This window comes from Prevotella scopos JCM 17725, assembly GCF_018127785.1.
GTDB classification, from domain to species: Bacteria; Bacteroidota; Bacteroidia; order Bacteroidales; family Bacteroidaceae; genus Prevotella; species Prevotella scopos.
This window is the reverse complement of the sequence record NZ_CP072390.1, coordinates 1,033,598-1,049,736: the sequence shown is the minus strand read 5'-3', so window position 1 is coordinate 1,049,736 and position 16,139 is coordinate 1,033,598. Positions and strand designations below refer to the sequence as shown.

Sequence of the window (16,139 nt, the reverse complement as noted above, 5' to 3'; positions counted from 1 at the left end):
GTATTTTGTGGATAAGAAGTTTCTTTGAGTTCTATTGTATGGCACATGATAAGGGGCTTAATCTGCCTAATCGGACGTTTTCAATCTATGTGTTCTTCTTCCTTTTATCCCATAGGGTAGTGCCCGTTGTTTCGAGGTGAGAGTGGGGGTGAGTCTATTTCTTTGTTTCCAGGTGGTTTTAAATTTGCTGTCACTACTATCATTCGATGTCGTTATCTAACTAATTAATTATCAGTAAGGTTACATGAAATGTTAAAAATGACAGCAAACAAAAATAAAAATAAAAATATTCTTGTAATATGTGTAATAGCTTCTCTTGTTAGGGAGTCTTTACTGCGCTAAATATTAGACTAACCATATTCTCTAAGTATTTGATGGTCTTATTTATGGGAATATGATGATGGGAGAGAGTGTTTTTGTTTTGCTTAAGTCGGTTATTAGACAACAAAACCACTAATCTTAGTTTTAGTACCAATGCTTATTAAGCATATAAAAGAAAAAACGGAAATCTATTAAAGATTTCCGCTTAATTTAAGAAGGGTGGGTGGTGGGATTCGAACCCACGACATTCAGAACCACAATCTGACGCTCTAACCAACTGAACTACATCCACCATATTGGCTATTTCTTTTTAGCGAGTGCAAAGGTACGGGTTTTATTTGGACTGACCAAATATTTCCCGTACTTTTTTATCAAAACCCTTTATTTTGCTGGTGCAGCTGGTGTTTGAGTAGCAGGTGCCACTGGTGCCTTTGCTGCTGGAGCAGCCTGCTTTTGCTGGCTTGCACCGAAGTTAGGCAAGTTGTTAGGGTTTGTTGTATTGTCTTGTTGTGTTGCAGCATTCTCAATTACACTTTCATCTGTTGGTGCTGAAGGTGCAACGTAAGCACTAGCTACGCTGAGAATAACCATTGCGATAGCTAAGCCCCAAGTAGTCTTTTCTACGAAGTCTGTAGTCTTGCGAACACCCATGATAGCATTAGATGATGAGAAGTTTGATGAAAGACCACCGCCCTTTGATTCTTGAATCAGAACGACGCCAATCATCAAGAGTGCTGCAATCACGATAAGGATTACGAATAACGTGTACATTTTCTTGTCTTATTTTTTATTGTTATTTATTATCAATTTCTCCAAAAATCGTATTTGGTCTGCAAAGTAACGATTTTTTTTCGGATATACCAAATTTAATCGCCTAATAATTTCTAATGCTTTAGCATATCGACCTTGTTTTATATAAATTCTTGCTAATGTCTCTGTGAAGTAGCCAGTATCTTCATTTTCAGCTGTTTCATTGTGGTCGTGTTCCTCTGGTTCGTATTCTGTTTCTTCCTGTAGAGTGATTTTACCTCCTTCATTGAAGATAAAGTCATCGATAAGTTCTTGCCCTCTCAATTGTGGAGTAACATCCTCATTTTGCTTGCTTTCGCTCTCCAATAGATAAGCAACGTAATCCACAGTTGCATCAGCAGGTGTTGGCTTGCGTTTTCCTTCTGTTTCTTGTACTAACTCTTCCTCCTCTGGAATCTGATCCAAGAAGGTATCGATAAGCGATGTTGTACGATCTTGCTCTTGTTTAGCAACAGCATGGTTGTTGAGAATCGTTGCTTGCTCTTCAGCTTTTCTTTGTTGTGGAGTCAGCTGATAATGGGCTTCCTCAACGAGTTTGAAGAGGATATGGCGGTCAGATATATATACTGCAGCACGTCTTAACTCGTCGTCAAAAGTAGGGTCGTGGAGCAGAAAGAGATTCTGCAACAACAGGATACGAGCAGGCTGATAATATGGATAAAGCGCAAGCATACTCCGGAGATCGTATAGGGTCTCCTTGTTTAGATTCTCCGGATGGTTAATAAGATTGGCTATATCCATAGGGCGATGGTTGTTTATGAGAGGGTGTTAAGAATAATAGTCAATGGAATGAAAGTGATGATTTGATAGACTTACCAGTTTGCAACCGTTGCGTTGAATATCTGGTCAGTAAGGTCTTTCACCATCTGAGTGACAAGCTCTTCTTGTACAGAATTCAAACTACGGACTGTTTCATAACTTGCTGAAGCTGTGAACTGGCGCTCAAAGTCCTCATTGTGATTTGTATTGTTTGTGAAGCGTACGTTAACGGTGATAGAAAGTTCTGTCTGCGCAGAGTAACCTTCACTCGATACACTCTTGTTACGTTGCTGATACTGTGTGATTTCGCCTTCTATTTTCAAATCACCATTACGTTTTACTTGCTGTAGGCGTGTGTGATTAGCGAAGACATCTTTCAGTTGGTTGTTAAACATTGGGCCCATTGGTCCCCACACGTATGTTGAGCGAATAGGGAAATCGGCAATCTGAATGGTGTGTACCTTGCTGTAATCAATACTTGCACCATTAAATTTATAGGATACACTGCAAGCTGCTAACAAAAGCAAGCAGATTACTATTACACCCCATGTTAGTGGGTGGATAGATGTGAATTTCTTTCCTATCTTCATTGTTTTCTAAGAGGGTAGAACCCTTTCCGTAACTATTTCTTAATCTTTGTCTAATCCGTATTGTCTGATGCGGCGGTAGAGTGTGCGGTCGCTGATGCCAAGTTCCAGTGCAGCCTTCTTCCTATTACCATGGTTACGCTCTAAAGCTTTCTCAACGAGTTGCTTTCCAATGTCATTCAGGTTGAGCGTCTCTGGTTCAGAAATCTCTTCTGCTTCTGCATCTTCCGCTTGTTCAATGGTGCCTGTTGAGGTAATGGCTTGTTTGTTAGGCGTAGCAGGCAGATTAGAAACTGTCGTCTGAGCTGGTTGGAAACCGCTTGCGCCATTGAGTTGTCTGCCTTCTTCTAACTGCTTTCGAACGGAATTGAGTTCACGACGTAGGTCGCTAACATTACCTTTCAAGTCATAGAGAATCTTGTAGAGAACTTCACGTTCACTCTCATAGCTGTGCGAACCATTGCTTTGTATTGTTGCTAACTCGGTGCTGTCCTGATCGCGTGGAATAAAGTGCAACAATGTATTTGCGTCAATCTCACGTTTCTCACTAAGTACAGACATCTGTTCGGTGATGTTCTTTAATTGGCGAACATTACCTGGCCATTTGTATTGCAACAGAATCTGGCGAGCCTCTTCAGTAAGCGTAATCTTTGGGAGGCGATACTTTTCAGCCATTTGCATCGCAAAGAGACGAAAGAGAAGAATAATATCCTCACCACGATCACGGAGCGGAGGCATTTGAATAGGGATTGTATTGAGACGATAGTATAAATCCTCACGGAACTTACCTTCGCTGATAGCCTTACGCATATTTACGTTGGTAGCAGCGACAATACGCACATCAGTCTTGCGGATTTCTTGTCCTCCAACACGGATGTATTCACCTGTCTCAAGCACACGAAGCAGTCGAGCCTGTGTTGCTATTGGTAGCTCTCCTACCTCATCGAGGAAGATTGTACCCTTGTTGGCTATACCGAAATAACCCTCACTCTCACCAATAGCTCCCGTAAATGAACCCTTCTCATGACCGAAAAGTTCACTATCAATGGTACCTTCTGGTATAGAACCGCAGTTAATAGCAAAGTATTTCTCGCGGCGGCGTGGAGAGTTGTCGTGAATGACACGAGGGATAATCTCCTTGCCGACACCACTCTCACCGATGATAAGCACAGATAAATCTGTGGGTGCTACCTGTAGGGCGACATCCAAAGCGCGATTGAGTCCATCGCTATTGCCAACAATGTTATATCGTTGTTTTGTTCTCTGTAATTCTGTTGTATCCATTTAACTGACAAATTTACCTATTTAATTCGGGAAAACTGCAATTTTGGCAGACTTTAACAACTTTCTTCCGGTCTTTCCTTTGTAATACTCAGAGGATTGAATTAACTTGCTTGGTTCTTTTTGTGATAATAGATTGCAGTGTATAAAACGAACGAGTGTAGATTACTTATTTTTTCTTCTTATCCAGTTTGATTAATAATAAGCCTATCGCAGTCCAAATAAGCTCGCGGACACGAACAAGTAAGGCAACGAAGATACCTGCTTCGAGCGAAAGTCCTAAACCTTTTACTGACATCAGGAAGCCACCTTCACGACCACCTAATTGAAGAGGAATGAAGAAGAGCATATTGGCAAAGAGAGAGGTGAAGGCAAGGATGAGAACACAATCAAGATAATTGACTGACGGAAGTAATACTAAAAGGATGAAGAATATCTCCAATGCACTACAAATTCTGCACGATAATTCAAGGAGAACGACTGTGAAGAAGGTGCGTGGATTCTGATTATGAAGTGATGCTATTTGTGAATCAATTCTGTCGAGTTCTTCCTTATGGCTTGCTACAAAAGGCTCTGCCCACCGTTTAACAAATGGAATATGACGAACAAGGTTCATCATACGAACAGCCAAACCTTTCTTGTATCCAGTGAGGAAAAACCAGATTGCAGATGTACAGAACACAAAGATCACCGCTAACATTATGCCCATCGGTAGATTGACTGGCTGCGTTAAGATATAAAGGAAAATGGAAATAAGCCAAAACCAAAAATGACTAAAGATATGCGTCATGGCATAAAGAACAACAGATGATGTTGCACGTTCAGTTCCAATCTTTGGGGTTAGTTCCATAATCCTGTATGGTTCACCGCCCATTAATCCGCCAGGTGTTGCATAATTAAGTGCAAATCCAGATACTGTTACCTTATATAGCCAAAGAAATGAAACTTTCTTTCGTTCTTTTATGTCTTGGGTTTGGCTACGTATAATCGTATACCAAGCAGCGGTATTGAAGATATATAAGAAAGCCCATAGTATTACAACAGCGAAGAACCAGTAGCCAGCATGCTGAATCTTCTGCCATGTATCAGCAAAGTCAAGGTTGTACACCATAATACAGAGCACAACCATACCAAATATAAAGAAGATGTTTTGAAACTTTTTGTTCATAGGTCTTCTTAATGAAAATTAGTCATAAAGAGCGAAAGAAGACACGCTTAGTGTGTCTCCTTTGCCTTATAGTTTTCACCATGATTTGGTGTTCGATCTTCACGCTTACGTGGAATTGCAAAGCGTACCTTGTCGCTCTCGTCTCTTCTTTCCTTATAAAGTTTAGGAAGAGGATTAGTCATTGGTGCATCGTAATTAATTCGATTGCGGAAGATGTCTATCGCAAGGTAGATAGCATGACGGAAAGGGAGTTCGTCAATAATGCCCTTACCTGCCAGTGCAAGACTATCGGGTATCTCTGCAGATGTACGAACGAGTGGTAGCCCTGCTGTATATGTGATACCATGACATGAAGATAGTGAACGGAACGGAGCAAGCCCTTGCTCGTAATACATTGCTAAAATACCATCAAAATGCTCGGTATAGTTACAACCAAAGAATGTGTCAGCTGGGTAAGGGCCGAAGGCTTGTATGTCGTTATCAACCAATTCGTCGATAGCAGGGAGGATAATCTCTTGTTCCTCAGAACCTAATAGACCATTGTCGCCAGCCTTAGGATTCAAACCAAGCACAGCGATGCGAGGACAAGTGATACGGAAGTCACGACGAAGACTCTTAAAAAGTAGGGTCGTATTTTTGATGATGCTTGCCTTTGTGATAGATTCTGCCACTTGGCGGAGTGGAAGATTGCGAGTGGCGAGGGCAATACGTAACTCGTCATTAATCAAGATAGAAAGTCCCTGCTCCTCTGTCTCCAAGTGATCTTCGATATATCGGCTCTGACCACTGAAGTGGAAGTGCTCATTGTTATCAATAGGAGCAGTAACGAGAACGTCAAACAGTCCCTGACGATAGTCGTCTAAAGCCTTATCAACAGCACGTAATCCTGCGACACCTGATTCTTCGGTAGGAACGCCCAACTCAACTTTTATCTCATCATCGAAGACTGGCAAAAGGTTGAGTCGTCCGTTTTGCGCTTCTGATGCATCTTTAATGATGGTGAAGTTAGCTTCCATGTCAAGTGCGTTCCGATGATAGGTGGCTACTTTTGGTGAACCATAGATGATAGGAGTACAAAGCTCCAGCATCTCTGGTTCGGCAAAAGTCTTAAAGATAAGCTCATATCCTATGCCATTAGTATCTCCGTGTGTGATTGCTACGCGGATTTTTTTATTATCGTTCATATAATTATATCTAGTGTTATATTGTAATATTCAACTCTCTTTTGGTTTTCAAGTGTAGTCTGTGTCTTTTTACTTTCTTACTTCTTTACCATTTTCCTTTTTTCCTTTTCCTCTTTCTTCTTCAATCTTTTTTGCTGTTGAGAGCAAACCGCAGGCCGCAAAGATGTCCTGTCCACGACTGGCACGAATAGTTGTGAAAACGCCATGTTGTGTCAGATAATTTCTGAACTTCTCCATCTTATGATCATCAACCCCCTTTAATGGGATGTTAGGAATAGGATGGAAGCGGATAAGGTTCATTCTGCAGTCTAATCCCTTGAGTAGTTGTACGATGGCTTTTGCATGTTCTTCGCTATCGTTAAAGTCCTTGAAGACGATGTATTCAAATGACAAGCGTCGTTGATGAGAGAAATCGTAATTACGTAGTAATTCAATTATTCCATCAATTGACATACCTTTCTCTGCAGGCATCAGTTCTTTACGTTGATCATGCAGAGGGGTGTGCATACTGATAGCAACGTGACAGTCGCTTTCATCGAGGAAACGCTTTAGCTTTCCTTTGACGCCAACGCTACTCACCGTAATACGCTTTGGTGACCATCCGTAACCAAAGTCGGCTGTCATAATTTCTGTCGTACGTAAAACATTGTCAAGATTATCCATTGGCTCGCCTTGCCCCATGAAGACGATATTCGTCAGTTTGTCACGTTCAGGGAGCGAATAAATCTGATTGAGAATGTCAGTCGCTGAAAGACTACCCTCAAACCCCTGCTTCCCAGTCTGGCAGAAAAGGCAGTTCATCTTACAACCTACCTGTGAGGATACGCAGAGGGTGGCGCGGTCTTCGTCTGGTATATATACCGTTTCAACAAACTTACCGCTATCAGTAGGGAAGAGGTATTTTATGGTTCCATCCTTAGAGTGTTGAGCATCAATCGGCTCTTTACAGCCGATAGCATATTCAGCAGCGAGTTTCTCTCTGTTTGCTTTTGAGATATTCGTCATCTCATCAATACTTCTCACATGCTGTGTATAGAGCCATTTGGCTATCTGTCCGCCTGTAAAAGCTGGCATTCCGAGCGACTTAGCAACCTCTTTCAGTTCGCCAAGTGTCATTCCCAACAAATACTTCTTTGCACCTTCCATTCTCGTTCTCAATGTTTTGTTGCTGCAAAGATAACGAAAAAATAGCTAATATTCGTGTTTTCCTTTCATTTTTGAGTGTCGGGAGTATGAAAGAGAAAAGGAGAGTGTATCAAAACTATCATGATCATGCTTCCTTATTGAATCTGCGTTTTGATATATTCTCTTTCCTTTTAGGGCAGTCTTCTGGTTAGTCAAAATGTGACTTCAGAAAAGCGAATTGTTCGTGAATATTGTATTTTGCATAATCAACGTAGGGGGTAATACTTAAATCGGAGATATCTCTCTCAACACTTTCAAAATTTCCACTTTGCATTTGATTCACACATCCTGTATCATACATAGCCTTTAATTTAGGTAGAAGTTCTGTAGCATGTAGTTCAACTACGTATGAGGTCAAAAATCCAGCGAGTAAGCCATCAATATATTGTACCTCTGGTAGTTTTTCTGTAGCAAAGGTGATGAGATTGACATACCATTCTATACATGCCTGCTTTAATTCTGGTTGTTTGATTGCTATTTCTAACATAGCATCAGATACGTAGATTTTACAGAATGTATATAGTCCAGGCTCTTTCATGAAAGAGAGTAACTTATTAAAGTTGTCTTTTGTTATTAATTTATATAAGGTTGGAATAAAGACTTCAGCAGGGATGTCACCAAAATGATAGTCATGGAAATTTTCGGATTGTCTGAGACATTCCAATATCAAGTCAAGACTGCTTTCGTTGTTCCCGACTTCACCTAAAAATATTATGGAAGATAACAATATTCCGTTATACTTTCCTTTATCAAAGCCTTTTGGGACGATACCATTGCTCGTTATTGTCATGACATAACGAATAATCTCTTCTAAATCAGAACGTAGTTCATCCTTCGGAAGGGCTAGAATACGGTCGATTATTGGTTTGCTTAACGAAGTGGAATTCTCCAGTTTGTTCAGTTCTTCTATAAGCCATTCATTTCGTATGTTCAGGGTCTCAGAATAACGTTTTGGTTTGTATGTGTATTTTGTATCCATACCATACGTGGCATGTTTCAGATAATGACTGTCATCACCTATAAAAGTGGCCTCTCCTAAGATGTATTTGAAGTCATTTCCATAAGCCTTTTTCAGTTTAGGAAGATATTTACTCGCATTATACTGGTCGGTTTCCATAAGGAAGTGTTTTCCATCTTGGCCAAATTCGTACTCGATGAGAGGTATGTCTTCAGTGTCTTCTTCCAGCATATACTTTGTGAGTTTGAAAGTATCGTCTGGTTCTATGTCAATCTCCTCAGCAAAATCTACGGCACCATAAATAATGTTATGTGCTTCCTCGTAACTGCACTCTTCAAGCTCATCAAGCTCGCTGAGAGTCTCCAGTATATAGTAAACCTCTTCAGGGTCCACTCTTGTCTTGTAAAGAGAGTCTCTTACCCCTGTGCAATAGGTGTTGTCAATGAGATAGAAGGCAAAGCTCATGTTACCGCCAGTATGTAATCTGGTAACTATGACATATCCTTTTCCAATGTCAAATATATGAGAACTGCGATAGCAACGCCCAATTTTTAAAGTCCTGACTCTCGTCTTTAAGAACTTCTCTGGTGAGAGAAACTGTTGCCCCCCATTGTTTGACGTTTTTTCTTCTTAGGCATATATCTTGCTTATTTTTTAAGTTTATTATTGTGTTACAAACTTGTTTTAGATGCTTCGCTCTTTGTTGCGTAAATGTTTTTAGCCCTAGTTGGTGGCTGGCTCAAACGAGGATGTACAAGCGTGTAAGACAAAGATACGAAAAAAGATATAAATCCAAGGGTGATAACGGAGAAATTAGTCGAAACCATAAATGAAAATAGTTGCTTCTATTCAAGCAAATAGCACAATACTTTGGTACGAAAAGAGTAACTACGGCGTATTACAAAGGCTTTGTAGCTTTTCTACAAGCGCTTTGTAATCTCTCTACAAACGGCTTGTAATCACTCTACAAAGCCTTTGTAATGTTCTGTAACACGATTTTTACCATTCCCGTTCTTCTTTATAATTATCGAAAGGGGCTCCTTCTACGTATCCATAGGCAATGAAGATGCTGTTGATATATTCCTGTTCAGCTGGTGTGATGCCTTTCTTGCCATTTCGACGAAGGTAATAAGAGCCATTTCCAAAATGATTAATGAGCGTACCACGAATACCAGCAATGTCGGTTGCCAGTACTTTGTCGAACGTATGTTCCATGCCGTAAGCTATACGTACAATGCGGTCAGCTTTATAGTAGTTGCAGTTTTCTTCATTGTTTACGGCAGGATTTACGCATTGTACGATTTTTTCTTTGTTGATATTCTCACATGCAACTATCTGGTGCAAGCATGTCTTTGCTTTCTTGCAGGTTGTGTTATAGCATAAAAGATAATGTTCTGGTGCATTTTGATACTTGTATTTGCTTTCCATTTCGTTTATAGTTTTTTGAAATCTAATATTGTTCATGGTGTTTCTTTTTCATGTTAGGGGGGTGATAAATGCAAAAGTAATAAATTTTGCTCGTATATAGGAGCATATAAAGCAATAATCTTTCAGTATGTTAGAAAACATGTTAAGTTGGTTTGATAGTGTTCGGTAAACATACGATAACTGCAAAATGATGTTAAAATTGACGTGTAATCGTTTGCGATATAAGTTTCTTTTTCTATCTTTGCAATAGAAAATAATAATATAGTCGATTTTAGGTAAAAAAGATTGTTAGGATAATTAGTTCGTCTAGTATGAAAGGGGGCGTGGCACGGACGGTAGTCAATGATGGAAGGAAGTGATACGCCCCTAAATAGACAAGTACAGGATGAACAAAGTAAAGATTGATTTCGCCTATTCTTAGGTGGGTTTCGGAACCGATTTAGGTATGAACGCTTTTAGTTTAAACGCTTGAAGATGGTGGTACAGATCCTTATAAGGCTTCGTTTCTCTGAAGAATATACTTATGTGTAATGTTTCCTTCGAAAGTGGTAGAGTGGGCGTGATAAGGTCTTTACGTATTAAAAAGAATATTGTATAATTTAATAAAGAATTAAGAATTATGGCAACAGTTTATGATTTCAGTTTGAAAGACAAGAAAGGTAACGAGGTAAGTCTCGAGACATATAAGGGTAAGGTACTTCTTATCGTAAACACAGCAACAGGTTGTGGTTTCACTCCACAGTATGAGGAGTTGGAGGCAATGTATCGTGATCTGAAGGAGAAGGGTCTTGAGATTCTTGATATTCCATGCGATCAGTTCGGTCATCAGGCACCAGGTACTGACGAGGAGATTCACGAGTTTTGTACAGCAAAGTTTGGTACTGACTTCCCACAGTTCAAGAAGAGTGAGGTAAACGGTGCTAACGAGCTTCCTCTCTACACCTGGTTGAAGAGCGAGAAGGGGTATGCTGGCGGTGCTTATGAGGAGAAGTTGGCTGCTATTATGGAAGATCTTTACAACAAGGCAAACACAGAGCCACGTAAGCAGAACGATATTCAGTGGAACTTCACTAAGTTCCTTATTAACCGCAATGGTGAAGTTGTTGCACGCTTCGAACCAACTGTTGACCTCAAGGAGGTTAAGAAGGCTGTTGAGGCTGTATTGTAATCAGTTACTGACAAGTAAGTTTTTATAGCCCTAAATGGGGCAATGGTTAATGAGTTGTAGTTTTTTAGTGGGGTTAAGCCATAAATGAATTTTTCCTTAAAGCAGATTATGCTGGGAAATGAAGTTTTCGGTTTAACCCTTTCTAAATTCGCATACTCCTTAATTATATTAGTTCAACGAAGGAAAATGTCCGTAATTATTGATGAATTCCGCAAAGAGGTATATGAGATTGTATCATCTATTCCACGTGGGCGTGTGCTGAGTTATGGACAAATAGCGTGGCTTATAGGTTATCCAAGGCATGCTCGCTTGGTAGGAAAGATGCTACGTGACGCCACTGGAACTGAAGCCTTGCCTTGTCATAGGGTGGTAAATAGTTCTGGATGTATGGCCCCTTGCTGGCCTGAGCAGCGCAGATTACTTGAAAAAGAGGGAATTACATTTCGTTCTAACGGCAGTGTTGATATGAAAAGATGGCAATGGAGACTAGAGGAATAATGTTTCTGTTGTCATTTTTGGATCTATGGTATAGAACAAAGCCACAGAGTTGATAAGTCAATGTAAAGTCAATTTCTTTTTTGATTTATGTTCGTCAATCCTTTGCAGACTGAAATAAAAGCATTAATTTTGTAGGCATAAAAAGAAAAGCAAATGCAGGCAATGATTTTTGCAGCCGGACTCGGTACCCGTTTGAAACCGCTTACTGACACAATGCCAAAAGCGTTGGTAAGGGTGGGAGGTGCGCCACTGCTTGAGCATGTTATTAAAAGATTGAAAGATGCAGGATGCAGTCGGATGGTTGTCAATGTACATCATTTTGCAAACCAGATAACAGACTATTTGGATACACACAACTATGGTGTGGATATCTATGTGTCTGATGAAACAGAGCAGCTCCTTGATACCGGTGGTGGTATCAAGCGAGCTGCTTCGCTTTTTGATCAGCATCGGCCAGTGCTGATTCATAATGTTGACATATTAAGTAATGTGGATTTAGCCGCATTCTATCGCCATGCTATGGAAACAAAGGCAGATGCAATGTTGTTGGTAAGCCATCGCATCACACAACGTTATTTAGTGTTTGACAGCAATATGCGCTTAGTTGGCTGGACGAATGTGGCTACAGGTGAGGTGAAATCACCTCATGTGGAGATACGTCAGATACATTTCGTTTCACCAACAGAGAAAGAAAGTTCTTATTATCAGAACAACTGCTACCTCTGTGCTTTCTCTGGTATTCACGTGTTAGCTCCCTCTGCGGTACAAACAGTTGAGGCTGTTGATAAAGATAAGTTCCCAATTATGGACTTTTATCTCAACAACTGCGACACACTTGATATCCGTGGCGAACTAAAAATCGACCTCCATCTGCTTGATGTAGGTAAACTTGACAGCTTACAAGCTGCAGAAGACTTTATTGCAAATTCAGATTATCAAAGCTCCAAGACGGAGAACTGATATTCTTTAAATATAATTCATTTACATGCAACAGAAGATTATCATTTTGGATTTCGGCTCACAGACGACACAGCTTATCGGCCGTCGTGTACGTGAGTTGGATACCTTCTGCGAGATCCTCCCTTACAACAAGTTCCCGAAAGATGACCCATCTGTGATTGGTGTGATTCTTTCTGGCTCACCTTATTCCGTACATGACCCAGAGGCTTTCAAGATAGACCTCAGTCAGTTTATCGGTAAGATTCCTGTTCTCGGCATCTGTTATGGTGCTCAGTACATCTCTTATTCAAATGGAGGTAAGGTTGAGCAGACGGGTTCACGTGAGTATGGTCGTGCCAACTTAGAGAGTATCGACCTTAACAACCGCCTTTTTGCAGGCTTTGAGAAAGGCTCGCAAGTGTGGATGAGTCATGGTGATACGATTACGGCAATCCCAGAGGATTATGATATTATTGCCTCTACAGGTGATGTTAAGTATGCTGCTTTTGCATCAAAGACACAGCCAGTATGGGCAGTACAATTCCATCCAGAGGTTTACCACTCATTGCAGGGTAAGCAATTGTTGGAGAACTTCGTTGTGAATATCTGTGGTAGCAAGCAGGAGTGGAGTGCTGCTTCCTTTGTTGAAAGTGCTGTTCAGGAGATTCGTGAGCAGGTGGGTAACGACCGCGTTATCCTTGGTCTTTCAGGTGGTGTTGACTCTTCTGTTTGTGCAGTATTGCTCAATAAGGCTATTGGTAAGAACCTTACTTGTATCTTCGTTGATCATGGTATGCTTCGCAAGAATGAGTTTACAAAGGTTTTGGAAGCTTATAAAGGACTTGGATTGAATGTTATCGGTGTCGATGCATCTGATCAATTCTTTAAGGATTTGGAAGGTGTTACCGATCCAGAGCAGAAGCGTAAGATTATTGGTCGCGACTTCGTTGAGGTATTTAATGCCGAGGCAAAGAAGATTACCGATGCAAAGTGGCTCGCACAGGGTACGATTTATCCAGACCGTATTGAGAGTCTTAGCATTACGGGTATGGTTATCAAGAGCCATCATAATGTAGGTGGACTTCCAGAGGAGATGCATCTTCAGCTTTGTGAGCCACTCCGTTGGCTTTTCAAGGATGAGGTTCGCCGTGTAGGTTATGAACTTGGAATGCCTGAGCGTCTTATCAAGCGTCATCCATTCCCTGGTCCTGGTCTTGCTGTTCGTATTTTGGGTGACATCACGCATGATAAGGTACGTATCCTCCAAGATGCTGACGATATCTATATTGAGAAGATGCATAACTATACAATGCCAGATGGTTCAAGTCTTTATGACCATGTTTGGCAGGCAGGCACTGTATTACTTTCTACGATTCGTTCTGTAGGAGTGATGGGTGATGAGCGTACCTACGAGCATCCAGTCGCTCTTCGTGCTGTAACTTCAATGGATGCGATGACTGCTGACTGGGCACACCTCCCATACGATTTCATGGCAGATGTTTCCAACGAAATCATCCGCAAGGTGAAGGGAGTTAATCGTGTATGTTACGATATCTCTTCAAAACCACCTTCAACAATTGAGTGGGAGTAAGACGAAGATATAAAATATAAGAAGAATGGGGACGTATGAGCGTCCCCATTCTTCTTTATACAATGTTGTAAAGAAAAAGAGAAGAAGGCTACTGGGATTATGTTGGGAACTTACTTTACAACTCTATCTTTCGTTTGATTTTAAAGTTGTGTTCAAAGATGTCAGTAATTTGCCTGCTACGATTCCATCGCTATTTGTGCCATCGTCACCTCAATGATGTGGCGTTTTGTGATAAGTGCTTAACCTTCTATAGTTCAGAAAGATACATAAAGTTGTAAAAATGATAGTAACTTAAAATAAAACTAATCTAGTAAGTTATACGATAATTTCTTTCTAATTTTGGAATACTTGCTATTCAAAAAAATGAAAATATTTATTATCATTAGCTTTTTATGTGCCTTTTCCACACGCTTTTCCTACTAGGTCAGATTCATAAAATCAAAAAAGTTCGAAGACTCTTTACGACTCTTCGAACTCATTATATCAGTTTTCAGAAAATTGCTTACTTATTCTTCAGCAAGTCACGAATCTCAGAAAGAAGTTTCTCCTCGTTAGTTGGCTCTGGGTCTGGTGCAGGAGCAGCTGGCTCTTCCTTCTTTTTAGAGAGTTTGTTGATACCCTTTACCATCATGAATACACAGAAAGCGATGATGATAAAGTCAAGTAATGTCTGTAAGAAGTTACCATAGTTGATGGTAGCTGGTGCAGGAGCTGTTACACCAGGTATCTCTACTGCTGGTAGCGTCCATTTCAAGTCTGAGAAGTTAACACCACCAATAAGCCATCCAATAGGAGGCATGATGATGTCGTCAACGATAGATGAAACAATCTTGCCGAATGCACCACCAATGATTACACCGACTGCCATATCAACAGCATTACCCTTTACAGCGAATTCCTTGAATTCTTGAATAAGTTTGCTCATAATTACTCTTGTTGTTAATTTGTTTTTTGCGTTATTTACTAATACCCTTTTTTGTTACATAGACTTTACAATATTGGTTGGTTATCTTGCATATAATAGTCTATGTGTGCAAAACGATTTAATTTTATAATATTTAATACGCTAAGCGACTGCAAAAATAAAAAAAAAATTGTATCTTTGCAATCGTAAGAAAGGAAATCTTCTATAAGAAGGTAAAAGAGAATTGTTTTTATAAACTTTTATAAATAATTTATAGTAAAATGGTAAATGTAGCTATTAACGGCTTTGGCCGTATTGGTCGTCTCGCATTCCGTCAGATGTTCGAGGCTGAAGGTTATGAGGTTGTTGCAATTAACGACTTGACAAGTCCTAAGATGCTTGCTCATCTTTTGAAGTATGATACCGCTCAGGGTGGTTTCGCTGGCAAGTTCGGTGAGGGTAAGCACACTGTAGAGGCTACTGAGGATTCTATCATCGTTGATGGTAAAGAGATTAAGATCTCTGCTGAGAAGGACGCTGCTAACTGCCCATGGGCTGCTAACAACGTAGATGTAGTTCTTGAGTGTACTGGTTTCTATACATCAAAGGAGAAGGCTTCTGCTCACCTCCAGGCAGGTGCAAAGAAGGTAGTTATCTCAGCTCCAGCAGGTAACGATCTTCCTACAGTTGTTTTCAATACAAACCACAAGACTTTGAAGGCTGATGATACTGTTATTTCTGCAGCTTCTTGTACAACAAACTGCTTGGCTCCAATGGCTGCTGCATTGAACGCATACGCTCCAATCCAGTCAGGTATCATGTCAACTATCCACGCTTACACTGGTGACCAGATGATTCTTGATGGTCCACAGCGTAAGGGTGACCTCCGTCGTTCACGTGCAGGTGCTTGCAACATCGTTCCTAACTCAACTGGTGCTGCTAAGGCTATCGGTCTTGTTATCCCAGAGTTGAACGGTAAGTTGATCGGTTCTGCACAGCGTGTTCCAACTCCAACAGGTTCTACAACAATCCTCGTTGCTGTTGTTAAGGGTAAGGACGTAACAGTAGAGGGTATTAACGCTGCAATGAAGGCTGCTTCAACAGAGAGCTTTGGTTATACTGAGGATCAGATCGTTTCTTCTGATATCATCGGTATGCGTTTCGGTTCTTTGTTTGATGCAACTCAGACTATGGTAAGCAAGATCAGCGATGATTGCTATCAGGTACAGGTTGTTTCTTGGTACGACAATGAGAACTCTTATACTTCTCAGATGGTTCGTACAATCAAGTACTTCGCAGAGTTGAAGTAATACCAACCGAAAGGTCATCTGCAATCCTCTCTTGCGTAGAGAGTGATT

At 40.6% G+C, this 16,139-nt stretch carries 15 protein-coding genes and 1 tRNA gene; 5 read left to right on the top strand and 11 right to left on the bottom strand.

The features are described 5' to 3' along the window. Nucleotides 1-539: 539 nt before the first annotated feature. The 10 genes from J4856_RS09815 to J4856_RS09770 form a co-directional block, all read right to left on the bottom strand. Nucleotides 540-613: transfer RNA gene (locus J4856_RS09815), tRNA-His, on the bottom strand. An 89-nt stretch (nt 614-702) separates the two neighbouring features. After that, on the bottom strand, nt 703-1,092 hold the full coding sequence (gene secG / locus J4856_RS09810) for a preprotein translocase subunit SecG (RefSeq protein WP_065367760.1): 390 nt from the start codon (nt 1,090-1,092) through the stop codon (nt 703-705). A 9-nt stretch (nt 1,093-1,101) separates the two neighbouring features. Then, nucleotides 1,102-1,872 carry a hypothetical protein gene (locus J4856_RS09805; protein ID WP_065367761.1) on the bottom strand — a complete coding sequence of 257 codons (771 nt, stop codon included), beginning with the start codon at nt 1,870-1,872 and terminating at the stop codon, nt 1,102-1,104. Nucleotides 1,873-1,943: 71 nt separating this feature from the next. Next, on the bottom strand, nt 1,944-2,480 hold the full coding sequence (locus J4856_RS09800; RefSeq protein WP_025838093.1) for an LptE family protein: 537 nt from the start codon (nt 2,478-2,480) through the stop codon (nt 1,944-1,946). 39 nt (nt 2,481-2,519) lie between these two features. Next, nucleotides 2,520-3,761, bottom strand: a complete 1,242-nt coding sequence (locus J4856_RS09795; RefSeq protein WP_025838095.1) for a sigma-54 interaction domain-containing protein — start codon at nt 3,759-3,761, stop codon at nt 2,520-2,522. Between the two features lie 166 nt (nt 3,762-3,927). Beyond that, nucleotides 3,928-4,926 carry a lysylphosphatidylglycerol synthase transmembrane domain-containing protein gene (locus tag J4856_RS09790; protein WP_025838098.1) on the bottom strand — a complete coding sequence of 333 codons (999 nt, stop codon included), beginning with the start codon at nt 4,924-4,926 and terminating at the stop codon, nt 3,928-3,930. A 47-nt stretch (nt 4,927-4,973) separates the two neighbouring features. Beyond that, the gene (locus J4856_RS09785) at nt 4,974-6,110 is read right to left on the bottom strand and encodes a PdxA family dehydrogenase (protein WP_025838100.1); all 1,137 of its coding nucleotides are present in this window, start codon (nt 6,108-6,110) and stop codon (nt 4,974-4,976) included. Between the two features lie 69 nt (nt 6,111-6,179). Further along, nucleotides 6,180-7,256 (bottom strand): dual-specificity RNA methyltransferase RlmN, encoded by a 1,077-nt coding sequence (rlmN, locus tag J4856_RS09780; protein WP_025838102.1) that lies wholly within the window; start codon nt 7,254-7,256, stop codon nt 6,180-6,182. A gap of 187 nt (nt 7,257-7,443) precedes the next feature. Then, nucleotides 7,444-8,718 carry a hypothetical protein gene (locus J4856_RS09775; protein WP_025838104.1) on the bottom strand — a complete coding sequence of 425 codons (1,275 nt, stop codon included), beginning with the start codon at nt 8,716-8,718 and terminating at the stop codon, nt 7,444-7,446. 534 nt (nt 8,719-9,252) lie between these two features. Beyond that, nucleotides 9,253-9,681: a DUF6078 family protein gene (locus J4856_RS09770; RefSeq protein ID WP_025838106.1), complete on the bottom strand. Its 429-nt coding sequence runs from the start codon at nt 9,679-9,681 to the stop codon at nt 9,253-9,255. A gap of 619 nt (nt 9,682-10,300) precedes the next feature. Here J4856_RS09770 and J4856_RS09765 point away from each other — a divergent pair. The 4 genes from J4856_RS09765 (at nt 10,301) to guaA (ending at nt 13,877) form a co-directional block, all read left to right on the top strand. Continuing rightward, the gene (locus J4856_RS09765; protein ID WP_025838108.1) at nt 10,301-10,849 is read left to right on the top strand and encodes a glutathione peroxidase; all 549 of its coding nucleotides are present in this window, start codon (nt 10,301-10,303) and stop codon (nt 10,847-10,849) included. A 186-nt stretch (nt 10,850-11,035) separates the two neighbouring features. Next, the gene (locus J4856_RS09760; protein ID WP_025838110.1) at nt 11,036-11,347 is read left to right on the top strand and encodes an MGMT family protein; all 312 of its coding nucleotides are present in this window, start codon (nt 11,036-11,038) and stop codon (nt 11,345-11,347) included. 153 nt (nt 11,348-11,500) lie between these two features. Beyond that, nucleotides 11,501-12,307, top strand: a complete 807-nt coding sequence (locus J4856_RS09755; RefSeq protein ID WP_025838111.1) for a sugar phosphate nucleotidyltransferase — start codon at nt 11,501-11,503, stop codon at nt 12,305-12,307. A gap of 25 nt (nt 12,308-12,332) precedes the next feature. After that, nucleotides 12,333-13,877, top strand: a complete 1,545-nt coding sequence (guaA, locus tag J4856_RS09750; RefSeq protein ID WP_065367762.1) for a glutamine-hydrolyzing GMP synthase — start codon at nt 12,333-12,335, stop codon at nt 13,875-13,877. 502 nt (nt 13,878-14,379) lie between these two features. Here the strand turns inward: guaA and mscL are convergent. Continuing rightward, nucleotides 14,380-14,802, bottom strand: coding sequence for a large-conductance mechanosensitive channel protein MscL (mscL, locus tag J4856_RS09745; protein WP_025838113.1), 423 nt, complete (start codon nt 14,800-14,802; stop codon nt 14,380-14,382). 260 nt (nt 14,803-15,062) lie between these two features. On the opposite strand from mscL, the gene gap reads away from it, so the two are divergent. Next, a complete protein-coding gene (gene gap, locus J4856_RS09740) occupies nt 15,063-16,091 on the top strand; it encodes a type I glyceraldehyde-3-phosphate dehydrogenase (RefSeq protein WP_025838115.1) in 1,029 nt (342 codons plus the stop codon). The last annotated feature ends 48 nt before the right edge of the window (nt 16,092-16,139 follow it).

What these genes read in the sequence shown, in the direction of transcription:
- secG (WP_065367760.1), bottom strand. Translation starts at nt 1,092, where the DNA reads ATGTACACGTTATTCGTAATCCTTATCGTGATTGCAGCACTCTTGATG.
- J4856_RS09805 (WP_065367761.1), bottom strand. Translation starts at nt 1,872, where the DNA reads ATGGATATAGCCAATCTTATTAACCATCCGGAGAATCTAAACAAGGAG.
- J4856_RS09800 (WP_025838093.1), bottom strand. Translation starts at nt 2,480, where the DNA reads ATGAAGATAGGAAAGAAATTCACATCTATCCACCCACTAACATGGGGT.
- J4856_RS09795 (WP_025838095.1), bottom strand. Translation starts at nt 3,761, where the DNA reads ATGGATACAACAGAATTACAGAGAACAAAACAACGATATAACATTGTT.
- J4856_RS09790 (WP_025838098.1), bottom strand. Translation starts at nt 4,926, where the DNA reads ATGAACAAAAAGTTTCAAAACATCTTCTTTATATTTGGTATGGTTGTG.
- J4856_RS09785 (WP_025838100.1), bottom strand. Translation starts at nt 6,110, where the DNA reads ATGAACGATAATAAAAAAATCCGCGTAGCAATCACACACGGAGATACT.
- rlmN (WP_025838102.1), bottom strand. Translation starts at nt 7,256, where the DNA reads ATGGAAGGTGCAAAGAAGTATTTGTTGGGAATGACACTTGGCGAACTG.
- J4856_RS09775 (WP_025838104.1), bottom strand. Translation starts at nt 8,718, where the DNA reads ATGAGCTTTGCCTTCTATCTCATTGACAACACCTATTGCACAGGGGTA.
- J4856_RS09770 (WP_025838106.1), bottom strand. Translation starts at nt 9,681, where the DNA reads ATGGAAAGCAAATACAAGTATCAAAATGCACCAGAACATTATCTTTTA.
- J4856_RS09765 (WP_025838108.1), top strand. Translation starts at nt 10,301, where the DNA reads ATGGCAACAGTTTATGATTTCAGTTTGAAAGACAAGAAAGGTAACGAG.
- J4856_RS09760 (WP_025838110.1), top strand. Translation starts at nt 11,036, where the DNA reads ATGTCCGTAATTATTGATGAATTCCGCAAAGAGGTATATGAGATTGTA.
- J4856_RS09755 (WP_025838111.1), top strand. Translation starts at nt 11,501, where the DNA reads ATGCAGGCAATGATTTTTGCAGCCGGACTCGGTACCCGTTTGAAACCG.
- guaA (WP_065367762.1), top strand. Translation starts at nt 12,333, where the DNA reads ATGCAACAGAAGATTATCATTTTGGATTTCGGCTCACAGACGACACAG.
- mscL (WP_025838113.1), bottom strand. Translation starts at nt 14,802, where the DNA reads ATGAGCAAACTTATTCAAGAATTCAAGGAATTCGCTGTAAAGGGTAAT.
- gap (WP_025838115.1), top strand. Translation starts at nt 15,063, where the DNA reads ATGGTAAATGTAGCTATTAACGGCTTTGGCCGTATTGGTCGTCTCGCA.